The organism is Pseudomonas sp. BN515 (genome assembly GCF_029873155.1).
In the GTDB taxonomy this organism is placed as follows: domain Bacteria; phylum Pseudomonadota; class Gammaproteobacteria; order Pseudomonadales; family Pseudomonadaceae; genus Metapseudomonas.
In genome coordinates this window covers 21,635-37,628 of the sequence record NZ_SSOH01000093.1, presented here as the reverse complement: position 1 = coordinate 37,628, position 15,994 = coordinate 21,635, and the positions used below count along the sequence as shown (strand labels likewise).

Below are 15,994 nucleotides of genomic sequence, written 5' to 3'. Positions count from 1 at the left end.
GGCCTCAGCGCACCTGGCTGGCGATGAAGGCGCGCCAACCGCCGAAGGCGGTGATGTCGCGGGCGCCTTCCAGTGCGTAGGGCTCGCAGATGAAGCCTTTGACCCAGCGGCCATCCGCCAGCTGCAGGTTGCCGATACCCAGCGGCGCCGGGATCTCTGCGACGAATTCGCCGAAGCGCGCCAATGGGATATCCCAGAGTTCGACGATCAGCTCGGCGCCATCCTGGCTACGGGCGAGCCCTGGCTTGGGCGGCACGGTGCCGGGCAGGGCGAACAGGCGGTAGTCGGCGGCGGTGCGGGTTTCTTCCACCAGCACCGCGTTGCGGCTCGTGAGCTGGAAGTTCAGCGGCATACCGGTAAGGTGCGCGCCGACTACTGCGACGCGTACACAACCGGGCGCCTGCGCGGCGGCGGGCTGGGGTGGCAGGGCGCGGCCGGTGGCGCCAAGGGGCAGGTCGAGACTGGCTTGCCAGCGTTTTCCGAAGCTGGCCAGGGCCGCGTCGTGCCAAGCCGGGGCGAGCAATGTGATGCCGGCGGGCAGGCCATCGGCGCGGAACCCAGCGGGCAAGGCGAGGGCACTGAGGTCGGAGAAGTTGGTGAAGTTGGTATAGGTGCCGAACTGGGCGTTGAACAGCACCGGTTCCTCGGCCATTTCGGCGATGCGGCGGATGGTCGGCGAGGTGGGCACTACCAGGGCGTCGAAGGGCGCCAGGGCGTCGTTGATGCGTCGTGCCAGTTCAGCGCGCAGGTACTCGGCGCGATAGGCGTCGCAGGCGCTGTAGTTCGGGCCGTTGTCGAGGATGCCGCGCACCACCGGGTCCATGGCGTCAGGCTGGTCGGTGAAGATCACCCCGGCCGCCACGGTGCGTTCCGCCACCCAGGGGCCCTGGTAGAGCTGCGCCGCCAGTTGGCGGAAGGGGCTGAAGTCGATCGGGGTGATTTCGGCACCGAGCGTGCGGAGCCTGTTCAGGGCCGACTCGAACACCGCGCGGGTCTGCTCGTCGCCGAAGAACTCCAGCGTGTCCGGCACGGCGAATTTCGGCTGGGCGCCGATACCCACGGGGGCGCTGTTGGGATTCTGCCGGGAGTAAGGATCGCGGGCGTCGTAACCGCCACTGATGCGTGCCACGGTTTCGGCGTCGGCCACGGTCAGGGCGAACACCGATATGCAGTCGAGGGTGCGGCAGGCCGGCACCAGGCCGGTCGTGGACAGCCAGCCCTTGGTGGGCTTCAGGCCGACGATGTTGTTGAAGCCGGCGGGTACCCGGCCCGAGCCGGCGGTGTCGGTGCCGAGGGCGAAGGGCACCAGGCCACGGGCGACCACCGAGGCCGACCCTGAGCTGGAGCCGCCGCTGACGTAGTCCGGATCGAAGGCATTGGCTACGGCGCCATAGGGGGATCGCGTGCCCACCAGGCCGGTGGCGAACTGGTCGAGGTTGGTCTTACCGATCAGGATCGCGCCGGCCGCGCGCAGGCGGGCGACCACGGTGGCGTCCTCGGCAGCTTCATAGGCGAAGGCCGGGCAGGCGGCGGTGGTGGTCCAGCCGGCGGCGTTGATGTTGTCCTTGATGGCGAAGGGGATGCCGTAGAGGGGCAGGCGCTCCCGCTGGCCCTCGACGGCATCCAGCAGGGCCGCCAGTTCGACGAGCTGGGCGTCGAGCTGCTCGGCGCTGGCCAGGCTGATCCAGGCGTTGTCGTTCGCGTCAAGGCGCTGGAGCAGGGCGTGCAGCAGGTCGGCGGGTTGAATCTGGTCGCGATAGGCCTGTTGCCAGTCGGCGAGGGTGAAGGCGAGGGGGGCGTCGGACATACTCTGGAGTTCCATCTTGTATCCAAGTTGGAATTCCCTTGAGCAAGGGCGGTGCCAGGTTCCGGAAAGGCGCGTGGTTACTGGCGTCGGTCGCGAAGAGTCGGGTGTGCCCCGGGCATCTGGCGCACTGCGCTGGGGCGCGCGAAGGCGCAAGGGTCATTGGCTGGTGCAATGTGCGGTGGTTGAGAGCAGCGATACCCATCGACCATGGCCCGCATGGGTTTCGTACCTCAACCCATCCTACGGGGCTGCGCTGGAGCGCACGGAGCTACAGCACCAGGTAGTTTTTCACCCCGGTGAAGATGATCTGCGCAGCCAGGGCGCAGACGAACAGGCCCATCAGGCGGCTGACGATCTGCAGGCCCTGGTCGCCAAGGATGCGTTCGATGCGGTCGGAGAGGTAGAGGATGGCGCCCACGGTGGCGGCAGCAATGGCGATGGCGATAAGGGCGGTGAGCTTGTCCGCCCACTGCACGTGTCCGGCGCCCATCACCAGCATGGCGCCGATGGTGCCGGGGCCGACGGTCAGCGGGATGGTCAGCGGCACGATGGTGACGTCCTGCTGCACGTTGTCTGCCTGCACCGCCGGTTTGCCCTGGGCCATACCAAGGGCGGAGATGAACAGCACGGTACCGGCGCCGATGCGGAAGGCGTCGATGGTGATGCCGAAGACATTGAAGATGGCCTGGCCGAACAGGTAGAGCAGGGCACTGGCGATCAAGGTGCCCAGGGCGACTTTCCAGGCGAGCTTCTTGCGCTCCTTCACCGTGTAGCCACGGGTCAGGCTGATGAAGCAGGAGAGCACGAAGAAGGGGCTGTAGAGCACCAGCATCTTCAGGTACAGGCTGGAAAGGCTTTCGAGCATTGGGGGGCATCCGTTCGTGACTGCGAGGGCCGCTGATGAGTGTAGAGGCTGCCCTGCCATTGGGCGCACAACTATAACCGCGTCAAGGTCGTCGGCTAACCTGATTCAACCGGGTTGTTTCGTCGCGCAGGGAGCCGTTGATGGCGCACATGAGCTTCACTCCCAACCTGCAACGTCACCTCGATGTCCCCGAACTTGACGTCGCGGCGGCTTCCGTGGCCGAGGCGCTGGAAGCCGCCTTCGTCGCCAATCCGCGCCTGCGCAGCTACCTGCTGGATGACCAGGGCCGCCTGCGCCGTCATGTGGCGATCTTCGTCGATGCCCAGCAAGTCAGCGACCGTCGCCGCCTCACCGATTCGGTGGGGCCGGCCAGCGACATCTTCGTTGTCCAGGCGCTGTCCGGCGGTTGAGCCGGCACAAGGAGAATCACCATGAGCCGATGCATCCATGTGGCAACCCGCAAGGGGCTGCTGCGTTTCGAGCCCGAGGGCGACGGCTGGCGCCTGGCGCGCCAGGATTTTCTTGGCGAACCCGTGAGCATGCTGCTGGCCGACCCGCGTGACGGCCACCTCTATGCCGCCCTGAACCTGGGCCATTTCGGCCCCAAGTTGTGGCGCTCGGCGGACGCCGGTCAGAGCTGGACGGAAGTGGCCGCCCCGGCCTTCGCCCCGGCAGCGGAGGGCGAGGAAGGGCCCTCGGTGGAGATGATCTGGTGCCTGGAACCGGGGGGCGCCGACCAGCCCGGCGTGCTCTGGGCGGGCACCATTCCCGGCGGCCTGTTCAAGTCCCGCGACCGGGGCAGTTCCTGGGAGCTGGTGGACAGCCTCTGGCAGCGTCCGGAGCGGGCCAACTGGTTCGGCGGCGGTTATGACAAGCCGGGCATCCACTCCATCTGCGTCGACCCGCGCAACAGCCGACACCTGACCCTGGCGGTGTCCTGCGGCGGCATCTGGCACAGCGAGGACGAAGGCGCCAGCTGGAACCACCGAACCCGTGGCATGCGCGCCGCCTACATGCCGCCGGAACGCGCCGAAGACCCGGACATCCAGGACCCGCACCGCATGGTGGCCTGCCCGGCAGGCCCAGAGCGACTCTGGGTGCAGCATCACAGCGGCATTTTCGTCAGTTCCGATCGTGGTTTGAACTGGCGGGAGATCGAGCAGGCCGGTCCCTCTACCTTCGGCTTCGCGGTGGCGGTGCACCCGTCCGACCCGGACTGCGCCTGGTTCGTGCCGGCGGTGAAGGATGAATGCCGCGTGCCCGCCGACCAGCGTCTGCGGGTTACCCGTACCCGCGATGGTGGCAAGCGTTTCGATGTGCTGGAGCAGGGGCTGCCGCAGCAGCTCTGCTACGACCTGGTGTATCGCCACGGGCTGGACGTGGATGGCAGCGGGCAGTGCCTGGCAATGGGCTCCACCACAGGGCATCTGTGGATATCCGAGGACCAGGGGGACAGCTGGAAGCTGGTGGCGGGGCATTTGCCGCCGATTTTTGCGGTGAGGTGGGGGTAGGCAGGCCTGCGGCCTGCTTGGCGAATGAATTCGCCCCTACAGGTACAGCGCGAGCTTGCCGGCGCGAGTCCCCCCTCTCCTCTTCAGGGAGAGGGGCCGGGGGAGAGGGAGGGTGAGTTCGGCAGGGAGTTGAATGGCAGGACTGCGTCCTGCTTGGCGAATGAATTCGCCCCTACAGGTACTGCGCGAGCTTGCCGGCGCGAGTCCCCCCTCTCCTCTTCAGGGAGAGGGGACAGGGGAGAGGGAGGGTGAGTTCGGCAGGGAGTTGAATGGCAGGACTGCGTCCTGCTTTCGCGAATGAATTCGCTCCTACAGGGGCCCCTGCAGGGCGTTTGCCCAATCAGCTATGCATCGCGTGGCGGTCGCGCATTTCCTTTTCGGCCACCCAGTACTCGATCAGCTCGCGCAGTTGCGAGAGTTCCACCGGCTTGGCCATGTGGCCGTCCATGCCGGCGAGGCGGGCGCGTTCCTTGTGTTCGCTGAGGATGTGGGCGGTCAGGGCGACTACCGGGGTGCGCGGGCGCTGCTCCAGGTTTTCCCAGTTGCGCAGCATTTCGGTGGCGGTGAAGCCGTCGAGCACCGGCATTTCGCAGTCCATCAGCACCAGGTCGTAGTGCTGGTTCTTCATCGCGCTCAGGGCTTCTTCGCCGTTGCTGGCGGTATCCGGCTCGAGGTTGAGCTTGCTCAGCATGCCGCGGATGACCTTGGTGGAAATGCTGTTGTCCTCGGCCACCAGGATGCGGAAGTCACTGGGTACATGCAGCGGTTCGCTGACCTGCGAGCCCGGCAGGGAGATGGCGCCGCCGTCCTTGCGCTGGTTGAGCTCGTCCGCCAGCGTGGTCTTCAGCGTGTAGCCGGCCACCGGCTTGGCGAGGATGCGCTTGATGCCGGCGTTGCGCGCGATGATCTTGCTCGGCGCGTTGCTGATGCCGGTGAGCATGATGATCAGGATGTCGTGGCTGAGGCTGGGGTCTTCCTTGATCTTGGCCGCCAACTGCATGCCGGTCATGCCGGGCATGTCCTGGTCCAGCAGGACCACGTCGAAATATTCGCGCAGGTGCGCCTTGGTGCGCAGCAGGGCCAGGGCCTCCTTGCCGGAAGGCACGGCGCTGACCTGCAGGCCCCAGGCGCTGCACTGCTGCACCAGCACCTTGCGGCAGGTGTCGTTGTCGTCCACCACCAGCAGGCGGGCGCCTTCCAGCGGGCTGTCGAGGTCGGCGGTGGGGCGTATCAGGTGCTGGGCGTCCAGCGGCAGGGTCAGCCAGAGCGTGCTGCCCTGGCCGGAGCCGCTCTGGATGCCGAACTCGCCGTTCATCAGGCGTACCAGTTGGCGAGCGATGACCAGCCCCAGGCGGCCGCCGAGCTTGGAGGTGGCGAGGAAGTCGCTGCTCTGCAGTTCCGCGTTGAGCAGCGCCTCGCGTTCGCTGGCGTCCAGGGGCCGGCCGCTGTCCTGCACGGCGATGCGCAGGCGCGGCTGGGGGGCGCTGTTGTCCAGGGCCACCACCAGGAGGATTTCCCCTTCGTCGGTCTGCTTGAAGGCGTTGTCCAGCAGGCTGAGGAGGATCTGCCGCAGGCGGGTGGGGTCGCCGCTGACGACGCGGGGAACCTGGGGCTGCATGAAGCTGATGAGCTCGACCCGCTGCTGCTCGGCCTTGGCGCGGAAGATGTCGAGGCAGTCATCGATCAGGGCGTTGAGGTCGAACTGTACGTCGTCCAGCTCGATCTGGCCGGATTCGAGCTTGGAGATGTCGAGGATCTCGTTGATCAGGGTGAGCAGTTCGTTGCCGGAGCTGTGGATGGTCTGCACGTAGTCGCGCTGCTTGGCCGATAGCGGGGTGCCCAGGAGCAGCTCGGTCATGCCCAGCACGCCGTTCATCGGGGTGCGGATTTCATGGCTGATCTTGGCGAGGAACTCACCCTTGGCCTTGAGTTCGGCGGAACTGGCGGCCAGGGCGCGGCTGGCGCTGAAGGCTTCGTGCTGGAGGCGTCGCTGGCGTTCGCTCAGGGCCATGCTGAGGAACACGCCGCTGATGGTGGAAATCGCCAGCAGGGCGTAGGCCAGCCAGTCGGACTGCATGTGCCAGTAACCGAACAGGGCCGGCAGGGCGCCGAGGATGGCGATGCAGAACACGCCCAGGGCCAGGCTGAACAGCCGCGCCGGACGATAGCCATGGCGCCAGTGGACGATGGCGAGGGCGAACATGCTGAGGCTGGCGATGGCGGCCAGTACGTAGACCAGCTGGTTGAACTGCAGCTCGGTGATGATCAGCAGCAGGATCGCGGTCAGGCCGATCATCACGATCTCGCCCAGCAGCAGGCCGGTGAGTGGCGTGCTCGGGCAGACCTTGTGGAAGAAGCTGACGGTGAAGGCCAGGGCGCAGACCATGGCGGTCAGCATGGCCAGGTTGGCGATCTGCGGCTGCGCGCTCTGCCAGTCACCCAGCCAGGGCGAGCTGATGCCCAACAGGCTGATGCCGGTGACCATCAGGCCGCTCTGTGCGGCGGCGAGCCAGAGGCTGACGGCGGCGCGTGAGTACGCGTAGCGCACCAGGTTGTAGTAGATCAGCATGCCGAGGCCGCCGAGCAGCAGGCCGAAGAGCAGCGGACGGGTGTCGTCGGCGGCCATCAGTGCAGCGGATTGCAGCGTCACGGTGGGGCGCAGGGCGTGTTCCGAGGCCATGCGCAGGTAGAGATCGAGGGGCTCCTGCTGGACGGGCAGGGGCAGAAGGAAATCGCGGCTGGGCAGCGGGCGTTCGCTGAAGGGCAGGCGGCTGCCGGTGCGGGTATGGGCTACCAGCTCGTCGCCCTTGAGGACGTAGAGGTCGAGGTAGGCCAGGTAGGGGGCGAAGACCCGCAGCAATTGCTCGTGCTGGCCGGGCGGAAGCTGGTAGTGCAGCCACAGGGCGCTGTTGCCGCCGGGGGTGTAGAGCTGGTCGAGGTCGATCGGGGCGAACTGGGAAAGGGCTTGCTGAGTGCGGATTTCCTGCAACTGCAGGTTGGCACTGGGATCGAGCAGCATGCTCCATTGCCGCTGCTCGGCCGCCTGGGCGGGCAGCAGATAAATCAGGGCCAGCATCAGACTGGCGATCAATCCTGTGGCAATCCTGAGCCGGGGCACGGTCGAGGTCCCTTCGTGGGTGAGTGGCCGGATTATAGACAAGGCCTTCTCGGGCGGAATATGACCAAGGCGGCCATCGGGCCGCCTTGGTGAGCACTATTTATTGACTTCTTACCCTTCGCCGCGTTCCCGGGCAATGGCCCGGTAGCCGATGTCCTTGCGGTAGAAGCAGCCGTTCCAGCGGATCTTCTCCGCCAGGCGATAGGCCTGCTGCTGCGCGTCGGACACGCTGGCGCCGATGGCGGTGGCGCAGAGCACGCGGCCGCCGGCGGTGACGATATTGCCGTCCTTCTGCGCGGTACCGGCGTGGAACACCTTGCCGTCCAGGGCTGCGGCGTCGGCCAGGCCCTCGATCACGTCACCCTTGGCGTAGTCGCCCGGGTAACCGCCTGCGGCCAGCACCACGCCTACGGTGGGGCGCGGGTCCCAGGTGGCTTCGACCTTGTCCAGGGCCTTGGCCAGGGCGGCCTCGACCAGCAGGACCAGGGAGCTTTCCAGACGCACCATGATGGGCTGGGTTTCCGGGTCGCCGAAGCGGCAGTTGAACTCGATGACCTTGGGCGCGCCGCTCTTGTCGATCATCAGGCCGGCGTAGAGGAAGCCGGTGTAGACGTTGCCTTCCTCGGCCATGCCGCGCACGGTCGGGTAGATCACTTCGTCCATCACGCGCTGGTGCACGTCGGCGGTGACCACCGGGGCCGGGGAGTAGGCGCCCATGCCGCCGGTGTTCGGACCGCTGTCGCCGTCGCCGACGCGCTTGTGGTCCTGGCTGGTGGCCATGGGCAGCACGTTCTTGCCGTCGACCATGACGATGAAGCTGGCTTCTTCGCCATCGAGGAATTCCTCGATCACCACGCGCGAACCGGCGTCACCGAAGGCGTTGCCGGCGAGCATGTCGCGCACGGCGTCTTCGGCCTCGGCGAGGGTCATGGCGACGATCACGCCCTTGCCCGCCGCCAGGCCGTCGGCCTTGATCACGATGGGGGCGCCTTTCTCGCGCAGGTAGGCCAGCGCAGGCTCAACCTCGGTGAAGTTCTGGTAGTCGGCGGTGGGAATCTTGTGACGCGCCAGGAAGTCCTTGGTGAAGGCCTTGGAGCCTTCCAGCTGGGCGGCGCCGGCGGTGGGGCCGAAGATATCCAGGCCGCGGCTGCGGAACAGGTCGACCACGCCTTTCACCAGCGGCGCTTCCGGGCCAACGATGGTCAGCTGCACGTTCTTGGCGGCGAAGTCGGCCAGTTGTTCCAGGGCCAGCACGTCGATGGCGACGTTTTCGCACTTGGCTTCGGTCGCGGTGCCGGCGTTGCCCGGGGCGACGAAGACCTTCTCGACGCGCGGGTCCTGGGCCACTTTCCAGGCCAGGGCGTGTTCACGACCGCCGCTGCCGATGATGAGTACGTTCATTGAATTCTCCTTCAGGAGGCGGGCCTGCGGCCCGTTTGGTGGATAAGAAGAGCGTTATCCACCCTACAAAAGCACTTACGCACGAAAGTCGAGGCCGCGATCGGGCTGGTAGATGCAAGGCGCCCGGACCTTCACCCAGCGGAGTTGCCTTCTGGCAATGAGCATGGGGGAAGGGCCGGGCAACGCCGCAGATGCCTGTCCGAGTGCGGCCGTATCCGCTTAGTGGCGGAAGTGGCGCATGCCGGTAAATACCATCGCGATGCCCGCTTCGTCGGCGGCGGCGATCACTTCGTTGTCACGCATGGAACCGCCCGGCTGGATCACGGCGGTGATGCCGGCCTTGGCGGCGTTGTCGATGCCGTCGCGGAAGGGGAAGAAGGCGTCGGAAGCCATGACCGCGCCTTTTACTTCCAGACCAGCATGCTCGGCCTTGATGGCGGCGATGCGGGCAGAGTTCACGCGGCTCATCTGGCCAGCGCCGACACCAACGGTTTGACGGTTCTTCGCGTAGACGATGGCGTTGGATTTGACGAACTTGGCCACTTTCCAGGCAAAGATCAGGTCGTGGATTTCCTGCTCGCTCGGGGCGCGCTGGGTCACGATCTTCAGGTCTTCAGCCTTGATCATGCCGATGTCGCGGCTCTGTACCAGCAGACCGCCGTTGACGCGCTTGAAGTCCCAGCCAGCAGCACGCTCAGCCGACCACTCGCCGCACTCCAGCAGGCGAACGTTGGCTTTGGCGGCGACCACTTCACGGGCGGCAGCGGAGATTTTCGGGGCGATGATCACTTCGACGAACTGGCGCTCGACGATGGCCTTGGCGGTTTCACCGTCCAGCTCGCGGTTGAAGGCGATGATGCCGCCGAAGGCGGATTCGGTGTCGGTGGCGTAGGCCAGGTCGTAGGCCTTGCGGATGCCGCCTTCGTTTTCCGGCACCACAGCCACGCCGCAGGGGTTGGCGTGCTTGACGATGACGCAGGCCGGCTTGATGAAGCTCTTCACGCACTCCAGCGCGGCGTCGGTGTCGGCCACGTTGTTGAAGGAGAGTTCCTTGCCCTGCAGTTGCACGGCGGTGGATACGCTGGCCTCGCCCTTCTTCGCTTCCACGTAGAACGCCGCGCTCTGGTGCGGGTTCTCGCCGTAGCGCATTTCCTGGGCCTTGACGAACTGGCTGTTGAAGGTGCGCGGGAAGGCGCCACGGTCTTCAGTGGACAGGGTGTCGCGCGCCTGGTCGATGGTGCCCAGGTAGTTGGCGATCATGCCGTCGTAGGCGGAGGTGTGCTCGAACGCCTTGAGGGCCAGGTCGAAGCGCTGGGCGTAGGTCAGGCCGCCGGCCTTCAGGCCTTCGAGGACGCTGGCGTAGTCGCTGGCGTTGACCACGATGGCGACGTCCTTGTGGTTCTTCGCTGCGCTGCGGACCATGGTCGGGCCGCCGATGTCGATGTTCTCGATCGCGTTCGGCAGGTCGCAGTCAGGCTTGGCGACGGTGGCCTCGAAGGGGTAGAGGTTGACCGCAACCAGGTCGATCGGCTTGATGCCGTGCTGTTCCATGACCGAGCCGTCGAGGTCGCGACGACCGAGGATGCCACCGTGGATCTTCGGGTGCAGGGTCTTCACGCGGCCGTCCATCATTTCCGGGAAACCGGTGTAGTCAGCGACTTCCACGGCAGCGATGGCGTTGTCCTTGAGCAGCTTGTAGGTGCCGCCAGTGGAAAGGATTTCCACGCCAAGGGCAGCCAGTTCACGGGCGAATTCGACGATGCCGGTCTTGTCGGAGACGCTGATCAGGGCGCGGCGTACGGGAAGGCGGGTGGTCTGGTCGGTCATTTCGGAACCATTCGAGTGGGAGAGGGTTAAGCGGTCAGGCCTGAAACTGAAAGCCGGAAGCGTGATCGTCGGGGTTTTCCCGCTTCAGGCTTCCGGCTTCCAGCTCCCGCCCGTCAAAGCAGGTCGTATTGCTTGAGCTTCTTGCGCAGCGTGCCCCGGTTGAGGCCGAGCATTTCGGAAGCCTTGGTCTGGTTACCCTTGACGTAATTCATCACGGATTCCAGCAGCGGCGCCTCCACTTCGGAAAGCACCAGGTTGTACACGTCCGTGACGGCGGCGCCCTCAAGATGGGCGAAATAGTTGTGCAGTGCCTTTTCGACGCTGCCGCGAAGGGTCTGGCCCTCAGCGGTCGGCGCCGTCAGGTGCTGTTTCAGGTTGGCGTTGTCGCTCACGGGTGTTGCCCCATCAAAAAAATTCTCGGTCATCGTCGTCATGCGGCCTTTTCCCCTTCGTTATGACGCTCGGCGAAGAACTCCCGAACGTTGGCGCACTGCGCGTCCGTGGACTCCAAACGATTGAACTTGGCGCGAAACTCCCTGGCGCCCGGCAGGGTTGCCAGATACCAGCCGACATGCTTGCGGGCGATGCGAACGCCCATCTCGTCGCCGTAGAAGGCGTGCAATGCGGCCAGGTGCTCCAGCAGTATCCGTTCCACTTCGATCAAGCCTGGTGCCGGCAGTAGTTCACCGGTCGCCAGGTAATGCGCGATCTCGCGGAAAATCCAGGGTCGCCCCTGGGCCGCTCGACCGATCAGCAGGGCATCGGCGCCGGTGGCGTCGAGAACCTGCTTGGCTTTCTGTGGCGAATCGATATCGCCGTTGGCAAAGACCGGAATGGACACCGCCTGCTTGATCGCAGCGATGGTGTCGTACTCGGCTTCGCCGGTGTACAGGTCGGCGCGGGTCCGGCCGTGGACGGCCAGGGCCTGGATACCGGCCTGTTCGGCGATCTTCGCCACATTGATGCCGTTCCTGTTCGATCGGTCCCAACCGGTGCGGATCTTCAGGGTGACGGGTACATCGACGGCCTTGACCACGGCGTGGAGGATGTCGGCCACCAGGGCTTCGTCCTTCATCAGCGCCGAGCCGGCGGCCTTGTTGCAGACCTTCTTCGCCGGGCAGCCCATGTTGATGTCGATGATCTGTGCACCGAGTTCGACATTGGCCCTGGCCGCTTCCGCCAGCATCTCCGGATCACCACCGGCTATCTGGACGGAGCGGGGCTCCGGATCCCCCTCGTGGAGCAGGCGCAGCCGCGACTTGCGGCTGTTCCACAGGCGCACGTCACTGGTGACCATCTCCGATACCACCAGGCCGGCGCCGAGGCGGCGGCAAAGCTGACGGAACGGCTGGTCGGTCACACCCGCCATGGGGGCGAGGATCACCTGATTGGGCAAGGCATATGGGCCAATGCTAACCGCCGACATGGGTCTTCCCTGTTTGGGGCCTGTGCTCTGTTGACTGCCAGGGTCAATACGGAAGCGGGCTGCACCTGGTTTTGCCAGTGCTCGCCGACGTTCTGCAAGGAACCTGAGGGAGTTCGAAAAAGGGTGGGCATGATACCCGCTCTCGATGACTGGATAAAGGCTGTTTTGAACAAATTCTGAACAGCCCCATACTTATCGCCGGGAGTTAGCGGTGGGCTGGAAGCGCCGGAATCCGGCGCTTTCGGCTCATTCTGGGGAGTGGAAGCTGAGGCTGTAGTTCACGGCCTTGGTGCCCGGGTCGAGGATGTCCAGGCTGATGTGGATGGGGGTTTGCGGCGGCATTTCCGCCTGTCCGGCCAGCTCGCCGGAGAGGTACTCGCCCGGCTTGAAGCGGCGACTGGCCAGCAGCTGGCCGTTGATGTCGGCGAAGCGCAGTTCCAGCAGCGGGAACGGCTGGGCGAAGGCCGCGCGGTTGTAGAGGATGGCGTCCACCACCAGGGCGCCGGAGAACTCGGGATGGCTGCGCACCACGAGGTTGCTGCTCTTGATCAGCTCGATGTCCACCTTGGAGGGCATCTGGCAGCCGATTTCCGGGCAGATCTGCTGGAACCAGGGGCGGTACTGGTCTTGCCTGGCCAGTTCAGCGAAGTGGTACCAGACGTACTGGCCGGTCAGGGCCAGGACGGCGAACAGGTTCAGCAGCGTCCAGCCGATCCAGCGGCCCCAGGGGCGCTTGTGTTCCTGCCAGTCCAGCTGCAGCGGCTCTTCGTTGAGCTCGAGCAGGCCGTCGTCGCGCAAGCCGGGCTCATTGCGCTGGGGCTGCAGGCGCGCCGGCTCGGCGGCCTGCGGTTCGTCCTGGTCGTCGTCGAAATCGTCACGCAGGTCTTCCGGCTCGTCGTCGCGGGCGGAGCCCAGGCTGAAGTCCGGGCCCGGTTCGTCTTCCACCAGGTCCATGGACAGGCGCGGTTCGGTGCGCGGCGCCGGCGTGGGCTTGGGCGGTTCGGCCGGGGTACGGCTGACCGGCTCGGCAACGGGTTCGGCGCGCAGCTCGAAGTCGGGCTCCGGGTCCGCATCCGCATCGGCGGTCATGGGAGGCGTGCGTTCCTCGGTTTCCAGCAGGGCTTCGGCCCAGCCTTCGTCCTGGCGCGGTTCCGGTTGCGCCTCGTTGCGCGCCGGTGCGCCCGGGCCGAGCAGGTCCCGGGACAGGCGTTGCTCTTCCTGCTCCAGCTTGGCCAGTTCTTCGTCCAGGTCGAGGCTGTCGAGGTCCAGATCGTCGTGGATCCACAGGGTTTCGCTGCTGGCCGGTTGGGCCGGCGGCTTGGCTTGTACTGCAACCGGCTGCTTGAGCACGGCGGCGACACTGGGTACCGGGGCTGCAGGCGCCGCTGGAGCGGCCGGTGCCAGCGGCGCTGCCGGCTTGGGTGTCGGGGCGGTTGCGGCGGCGGGTGCCTTGGGTTTGGGAGATGACGGAGCGGCCGCCTGGCCCTGGGACTCCAGCAACTGCTGCGCTGCATTGAATACATGCAGGCAGGCACCGCAGCGCACGGCGCCGTGGGCCACTGCCAGCTGGGCGCGGCTGACGCGGAAACTGGTCTGGCAATGCGGGCACTGGGTGACGAAGCTGTCGGTCATGCGGCGATCCGGTCGAAACGAAAGGCTATTTTACTCGATCTGCTGGAAATCAGCGGCGCACGCCACTGATGCGTACCCAGCCGTCCTTCTCTGCAGTGGGATCGAGATCGAAAGCGTCAGCGTAGGCGGCGCGCACTTCCTCGGCCTGCTCGGCAAGGATGCCGGACAGCGCCAGGCGTCCACCCGGCGCCACCAGGCTGGTGATCTGCGGGGCCAACGACACCAGCGGGCCGGCGAGGATGTTCGCCACCACCACTTCGGCGGGTTTGGCAGGCAGGTCGGCGGGGAGGTAGACCGGGAAGCGCGCCGGGTCGATGCCGTTGCGCGAGGCATTGTCGCGGGAGGCTTCCAGGGCCTGCGGGTCGATATCGGTACCGACAGCCTGGCGCGCGCCCAGGAGCAGCGCGGCGATGGCGAGGATGCCCGAGCCGCAGCCGAAATCCAGTACCTCGCAACCGTTCAGGTCCTGGCCGTCCAGCCATTCCAGGCAGAGGGCGGTGGTCGGGTGGGTGCCGGTGCCGAAGGCCAGGCCCGGGTCCAGCAGCAGGTTCACCGCATCCGGCTCGGGGGCATCGTGCCAGCTCGGGACGATCCACAGGCGGCGGCCGAAGCGCATGGGCTGGAAGTTGTCCATCCAGCTGCGTTCCCAGTCCTGGTCTTCGATGCGTTCGATCTGGTGCGTCGGTAGCGCGCCGCCGGTCAGCAGTTCCAGGTGCGCCACCAGGGCGGTTTCGTCGGTATCGGCCTCGAACAGGGCGAGCAGGTGGGTGTGGGACCACAGCGGGGTGGTGCCCAGGTCCGGCTCGAAGATCGGCTGGTCTTCGGCGTCCATGAAGGTTACCGAGACGGCGCCCACTTCCAGCAGGGCGTCCTCGTAGGTTTCGGCCTGTTCCGGGGTGATGGCGAGTCGAACTTGTAACCAGGGCATGGCGGGACCTCTTGAAAATTCAGCGTGCACATTCGGCAGGCGCGCAAGCTTACTTGAGCACAGGCCGGAAAAACACAAGGGCCGCCATGTGGCAGCCCCTGTGTCGTGGATCAGGCACTGGCGATCAGTGCTTGTCCATGCCGAGTTTCTTTTCCAGGTAGTGGATGTTGATCCCACCCTTGCAGAAACCCTTGTCGCGAGTGAGGTCGCGGTGCAGCGGGATGTTGGTCTTGATCCCGTCGACGACGATCTCGTCCAGCGCATTGCGCATGCGCGCCATGGCTTCGTCGCGGTCCTTGCCGTAGGTGATCAGCTTGCCGATCAGCGAGTCGTAGTTCGGCGGAACCGCGTAGCCGCTGTACAGGTGCGAATCGACGCGAACGCCGTTGCCGCCCGGTGCGTGGAAGTAGTTCACCTTGCCGGGGCAGGGCATGAAGTTGTCCGGGTCTTCGGCGTTGATCCGGCATTCCAGCGCATGGCCACGGATGACCACGTCGTCCTGCTTGATCGACAGCTTGTTGCCGGCAGCGATGCTGAGCATTTCCTTGACGATGTCGATGCCGGTGACCATTTCGGTAACCGGGTGCTCCACCTGCACGCGAGTGTTCATCTCGATGAAGTAGAAGCGACCGTTCTCGTAGAGGAACTCGAAGGTGCCGGCGCCACGGTAGCCGATCTCGATGCAGGCCTGGACGCAGCGGTCCAGCACTTCGGCGCGGGCTTTCTCGTCGATGCCGGGGGCTGGGGCTTCTTCCAGCACCTTCTGGTGGCGGCGCTGCAGGGAGCAGTCGCGGTCACCGAGGTGGATGGCGTTGCCCTGGCCGTCGGACAGGACTTGCACTTCGACGTGGCGCGGGTTGGTGAGGAACTTCTCCAGGTAGACCATGGAGTTGCCGAACGCTGCACCGGCTTCGGTGCGGGTCAGCTTGGCCGACTTGATCAGCTCTTCTTCCTCGAAGACCACGCGCATGCCGCGACCACCACCGCCACCGGCGGCCTTGATGATCACCGGGTAACCCACTTCGCGGGCGATGGCCAGTGCGGTTTCCTCGTCCTCCGGCAGCGGGCCGTCGGAGCCCGGCACGGTCGGTACGCCGGAACGCTTCATGGCGTCCTTGGCGGAAACCTTGTCACCCATCAGGCGAATGGTGTCCGCTTTCGGGCCGATGAAGGCGAAGCCGGATTTCTCCACCTGTTCGGCGAAGTCGGCGTTCTCGGCGAGGAAGCCGTAGCCCGGGTGGATCGCAGTCGCGCCGGTCAGTTCGGCGGCGCTGATGATCGCCGGGATGCTCAGGTAGGACTGGGCGGCCGAAGCCGGGCCGATGCAGACGGTCTCGTCGGCCAGGGACAGGTGCATCAGCTCACGGTCGGCCGTGGAGTGCACTGCCACCGTCTTGATGCCCAGCTCTTTGCAGGCGCGCAGGATGCGCAGGGCAATCTCGCCACGGTTGGCGATCAGGACTTTTTCCAACATCGCAG

Annotated in this window: 12 protein-coding genes; 2 read left to right on the top strand and 10 right to left on the bottom strand. The window is 65.9% G+C overall.

What is annotated here, in order from left to right:
* Nucleotides 1-4: 4 nt before the first annotated feature.
* Both atzF and E8E91_RS27875 read right to left on the bottom strand, forming a co-directional pair.
* The gene (gene atzF / locus E8E91_RS27880; protein ID WP_280380412.1) at nt 5-1,807 is read right to left on the bottom strand and encodes an allophanate hydrolase; all 1,803 of its coding nucleotides are present in this window, start codon (nt 1,805-1,807) and stop codon (nt 5-7) included.
* A 268-nt stretch (nt 1,808-2,075) separates the two neighbouring features.
* Entirely contained in the window at nt 2,076-2,672 is a 597-nt protein-coding gene (locus tag E8E91_RS27875) for a MarC family protein (RefSeq protein WP_280370566.1), read from the bottom strand.
* Nucleotides 2,673-2,812: 140 nt separating this feature from the next.
* On the opposite strand from E8E91_RS27875, the gene E8E91_RS27870 reads away from it, so the two are divergent.
* The gene (locus E8E91_RS27870) at nt 2,813-3,082 is read left to right on the top strand and encodes a MoaD/ThiS family protein (protein ID WP_280380410.1); all 270 of its coding nucleotides are present in this window, start codon (nt 2,813-2,815) and stop codon (nt 3,080-3,082) included.
* A 21-nt stretch (nt 3,083-3,103) separates the two neighbouring features.
* Entirely contained in the window at nt 3,104-4,183 is a 1,080-nt protein-coding gene (locus tag E8E91_RS27865; protein ID WP_280380408.1) for an exo-alpha-sialidase, read from the top strand.
* Nucleotides 4,184-4,523: 340 nt separating this feature from the next.
* Here E8E91_RS27865 and E8E91_RS27860 read toward each other — a convergent pair whose 3' ends face one another.
* The 8 genes from E8E91_RS27860 to accC form a co-directional block, all read right to left on the bottom strand.
* Nucleotides 4,524-7,259, bottom strand: a complete 2,736-nt coding sequence (locus tag E8E91_RS27860) for a hybrid sensor histidine kinase/response regulator (RefSeq protein ID WP_280380751.1) — start codon at nt 7,257-7,259, stop codon at nt 4,524-4,526.
* A gap of 153 nt (nt 7,260-7,412) precedes the next feature.
* Nucleotides 7,413-8,702 (bottom strand): phosphoribosylamine--glycine ligase, encoded by a 1,290-nt coding sequence (gene purD / locus E8E91_RS27855; RefSeq protein ID WP_280380406.1) that lies wholly within the window; start codon nt 8,700-8,702, stop codon nt 7,413-7,415.
* Nucleotides 8,703-8,921: 219 nt separating this feature from the next.
* Complete coding sequence (purH, locus tag E8E91_RS27850; protein ID WP_280380404.1) at nt 8,922-10,529, bottom strand: bifunctional phosphoribosylaminoimidazolecarboxamide formyltransferase/IMP cyclohydrolase; 1,608 nt, start codon at nt 10,527-10,529, stop codon at nt 8,922-8,924.
* Nucleotides 10,530-10,642: 113 nt separating this feature from the next.
* Nucleotides 10,643-10,963 (bottom strand): DNA-binding transcriptional regulator Fis, encoded by a 321-nt coding sequence (gene fis, locus E8E91_RS27845; RefSeq protein ID WP_028630726.1) that lies wholly within the window; start codon nt 10,961-10,963, stop codon nt 10,643-10,645.
* Nucleotides 10,960-11,955, bottom strand: a complete 996-nt coding sequence (gene dusB, locus E8E91_RS27840) for a tRNA dihydrouridine synthase DusB (protein WP_280380402.1) — start codon at nt 11,953-11,955, stop codon at nt 10,960-10,962. Before dusB ends, fis begins: the two co-directional genes overlap by 4 nt.
* Before the next feature lie 246 nt (nt 11,956-12,201).
* Complete coding sequence (locus tag E8E91_RS27835) at nt 12,202-13,587, bottom strand: DUF3426 domain-containing protein (protein ID WP_280380399.1); 1,386 nt, start codon at nt 13,585-13,587, stop codon at nt 12,202-12,204.
* Nucleotides 13,588-13,636: 49 nt separating this feature from the next.
* Nucleotides 13,637-14,515: a 50S ribosomal protein L11 methyltransferase gene (prmA, locus tag E8E91_RS27830; protein WP_280380397.1), complete on the bottom strand. Its 879-nt coding sequence runs from the start codon at nt 14,513-14,515 to the stop codon at nt 13,637-13,639.
* Nucleotides 14,516-14,639: 124 nt separating this feature from the next.
* Nucleotides 14,640-15,989, bottom strand: a complete 1,350-nt coding sequence (gene accC / locus E8E91_RS27825) for an acetyl-CoA carboxylase biotin carboxylase subunit (RefSeq protein WP_280380395.1) — start codon at nt 15,987-15,989, stop codon at nt 14,640-14,642.
* Nucleotides 15,990-15,994: the final 5 nt, after the last annotated feature.

Excerpts from the sequence above, each read along its gene's own strand:
- atzF (WP_280380412.1), bottom strand. The coding sequence starts at position 1,807 with ATGTCCGACGCCCCCCTCGCCTTCACCCTCGCCGACTGGCAACAGGCC.
- E8E91_RS27875 (WP_280370566.1), bottom strand. The coding sequence starts at position 2,672 with ATGCTCGAAAGCCTTTCCAGCCTGTACCTGAAGATGCTGGTGCTCTAC.
- E8E91_RS27870 (WP_280380410.1), top strand. The coding sequence starts at position 2,813 with ATGGCGCACATGAGCTTCACTCCCAACCTGCAACGTCACCTCGATGTC.
- E8E91_RS27865 (WP_280380408.1), top strand. The coding sequence starts at position 3,104 with ATGAGCCGATGCATCCATGTGGCAACCCGCAAGGGGCTGCTGCGTTTC.
- E8E91_RS27860 (WP_280380751.1), bottom strand. The coding sequence starts at position 7,259 with ATGCTGGCCCTGATTTATCTGCTGCCCGCCCAGGCGGCCGAGCAGCGG.
- purD (WP_280380406.1), bottom strand. The coding sequence starts at position 8,702 with ATGAACGTACTCATCATCGGCAGCGGCGGTCGTGAACACGCCCTGGCC.
- purH (WP_280380404.1), bottom strand. The coding sequence starts at position 10,529 with ATGACCGACCAGACCACCCGCCTTCCCGTACGCCGCGCCCTGATCAGC.
- fis (WP_028630726.1), bottom strand. The coding sequence starts at position 10,963 with ATGACGACGATGACCGAGAATTTTTTTGATGGGGCAACACCCGTGAGC.
- dusB (WP_280380402.1), bottom strand. The coding sequence starts at position 11,955 with ATGTCGGCGGTTAGCATTGGCCCATATGCCTTGCCCAATCAGGTGATC.
- E8E91_RS27835 (WP_280380399.1), bottom strand. The coding sequence starts at position 13,587 with ATGACCGACAGCTTCGTCACCCAGTGCCCGCATTGCCAGACCAGTTTC.
- prmA (WP_280380397.1), bottom strand. The coding sequence starts at position 14,515 with ATGCCCTGGTTACAAGTTCGACTCGCCATCACCCCGGAACAGGCCGAA.
- accC (WP_280380395.1), bottom strand. The coding sequence starts at position 15,989 with ATGTTGGAAAAAGTCCTGATCGCCAACCGTGGCGAGATTGCCCTGCGC.